Origin of the sequence: Streptomyces prasinopilosus (assembly GCF_001419695.1) — a bacterium.
In the GTDB taxonomy this organism is placed as follows: domain Bacteria; phylum Actinomycetota; class Actinomycetes; order Streptomycetales; family Streptomycetaceae; genus Streptomyces; species Streptomyces prasinopilosus.
Map to the genome: position 1 here is coordinate 1 of NZ_LIRG01000895.1, position 2,586 is coordinate 2,586.

Here is a 2,586-nt window from a genome sequence, read left to right on the forward strand (position 1 = left end):
CAGCGACAGCCGGCTGACGGCCGATCAAGCCGTCAGCCGGTGTCGCTGCTGGTCAGAGGGGGTGTCAGACCCCTGCAGGTTCGGGGTCGAGGAGGCGGTAGACGCCGATCTCGTCGGTCTCCTTCAGGTGGATTCCGGCGTCGGCGAGGTCCCCGAGGCGTTCGCTGGTCCAGGCCCTCGAGCGGTCCAGGCGGTTGCCCTTGCCCCAGTACGGCTGGAAGTCCTTGGGGCCGATGAGGTCGCGGTCCGCGGCCCGGAATTCGTCGAGGATGGCCATCAGTTCGGCCACGGCCTGTTCGGGGCTCAGGTCCCGGGGCTGGGTGGCGGCCGGTTCGGCGAACGTCCACACCTGGGTGGCGGGGGGGATCTCCTTGTCGGGGTCGGCGTCGATCAGGCCGTCGGTGTCGATGCCGGCGGTGGCGGCGGTCTCGTAGATGGAGCGTTCGGCCTGCCGGGTGACGACCTGGTCGTCGTCGGCCATGGTGTCCTCCTTGCTCATGACGATGGTGGGGGCGGTGTCGGTGCTGGTCAGGGCGGTGTCGGCGTCGTAGCGGGTGCGCTGTTCGTAGGCGTCGCCGGCGGCCGCGGCGGTGACGGAGTCGATGGTGGGGCGGGGGGCGATGGCGAGGGCGGCGCTGATCTGGTCGTCGTCGATGCGGTAGGTGCGCAGCGGGTTGGGGTAGCGGTCCTCGTCGACTCCGGGGGCGACGAGGTAGGCGTAGCCGGGGCGGCGGTTCTCCCAGGCTTCGGGGCGGGCGCCGGCGTCGCGGACGTCGTCGGGGAGGGCCATGTCGGCGGTGGTGGAGCCCTTGACGCCGAAGCAGAGGACGCCGCCGAGCTGTTCGCGGACGTCGGTGGGCATGGAGGTGGCGGAGGGGCGCTGGAGGCTGATGATGACGCTGATGCCGGCGGAGCGGGCCTCCATGACGAGGCCTTCCATTTCGGTGCCGTTGCGGAAGAACTTGGCGGCTTCCTCGATCCAGACGATCATGTAGGGCATGCCGAGTTCGGCGTACACCTCGGGCGTCCAGTTCTTGTGCCCGTGGCGGCCCATGTGGTCGGCGCGGGCGGTGATGACCTGCGACAACGCGTCGATCATGGCTTCGCCGCCCGCGGTGGTCATCTCCACCCAGTCGAGGTAGGGCAGGAACGGGGCGAAGGTCTGCATGCCCTTGGAGGGGTCGATGGCCCAGACGACGGTGTCGCGGCGGGTGAGGGCCTCGGTGATGGCGACGGACTGGCCCGCCGACTTCCCGGAGCCGTTCATGCCGGCGGTGAGGAAGTGGGTGGCGTTGCGGCCGGGGCCGGCGGGGAACCACAGGACGGCTTCGGCGCCGTCCTCGTAGACGCCGATGACGATGGGTTCGGTGATGGATTCGCCCAGGTGGGAGGGGCCGGGCCAGTCGGAGGGCTGCTTGAGCATGTCCTGCGGGACGACGATGAGGTCGGCGCGGTCGGCGCGCTCGGGGTCGGCCTGGATGCGGATGGAGGTGGGTGAGATGCCCAGTTCGGAGGCGATGTGCTTGGCCCGGTTGCCGAGTTCGTCGGCGCTCATCTGGCCGGGGGCGAGCTGGAGGGGGGCGGTGACCTTGTTCGGTTCGACCTTGGGGGCGCCGCGGAGCTGGGCTTTTGCGTTGCCGATGGCCTTGACGAGGACGCCGGTCTCCACGGATCCCTGCTGGTTGTCCTTGGGGTCGGGGTTGACGCGCAGGGCCTGGCGGACGTTCCAGGAGCCGGCGGCGACGGCGCCGCCGATGACGAGGGTGGACAGGAGGGCGGGGTCGAGGGGGTCGGTGACGGTGCCGATGACGAGGTAGGAGGTGCCGGCGGCGGTGGAGAGGGTGGCGTGGAGGCGGCGGGCGGGTTTGGTGCCTTCGCCGCCCCACCAGGTGGCGGCGGTGAGGGCGCCGGCGGCGAGGGTGAGGCCGACGCCGGCGAGGGGGCTGGTGCCCCACAGGTGGTGGGCGGTGAGGGTGGCGGGCAGCTCGGCGGCGACGGCCAGCCAGGGCCTCATGCGGGGGTGCTTGACGGCCTTGTAGAGGTCGCCCTTCGGGCTGTCGGCCACGGTGTCAGCTCCTGTTCGGTGGGGGTGTCAGCGGGGGTGTCAGCGGGGTGTCAGTGCAGGTCGGGCGGGGTGTCAGCGCCAGTTGAAGGTGCGGGCGGCGGTGTCGGCCTTGCGCCCCTTGCCGATCTTGATGAGTTCGGCCTCGAACTCCCGCTCAAAGGCGGAGTACAGGGCGGTGGACCACTTCGCGATGGCCTTCTCCCCGGCGGCGATGAGCTTGAGGTAGCGGGTGACGCGGCGGGCGCGGGCCCGGGAGCCCGCCATGCGGCCGGACGCGTCGGGGATGTTGCGCAGGCGGGCCTCGAGCTGGGCGGCGTCCATGGAGCGCTCCACGGCCCGGTTGCGGGCCTCCTTGCGCAGGTGCTCGGAGAAGGCGCGGATGTCCTCGTTGGACATGAAGTCGGCGCCCGGGGTGCCCTTGCCGGCCGTGCCGCCCTGGCCCGCGGTTGCCCCCTGGGCGGGGACGCCCTTGTCGGTGGCGTTGAACGTCAGGTTCAGTCCGCCGCCCACCTTGGTCTTGT

The 2,586-nt window shown here is 71.4% G+C and carries 2 protein-coding genes; both read right to left on the minus strand.

The features are described from left to right. Positions 1-64: 64 nt before the first annotated feature. Positions 65-2,065 carry a plasmid transfer protein TraB gene (traB, locus tag AOK18_RS33155; RefSeq protein WP_055696149.1) on the minus strand — a complete coding sequence of 667 codons (2,001 nt, stop codon included), beginning with the start codon at positions 2,063-2,065 and terminating at the stop codon, positions 65-67. A gap of 72 nt (positions 2,066-2,137) precedes the next feature. After that, positions 2,138-2,586, minus strand: a 449-nt coding sequence (gene traA / locus AOK18_RS28135; RefSeq protein WP_055696150.1) for a plasmid transfer protein TraA, incomplete at its 5' end; no start/stop codon positions are given.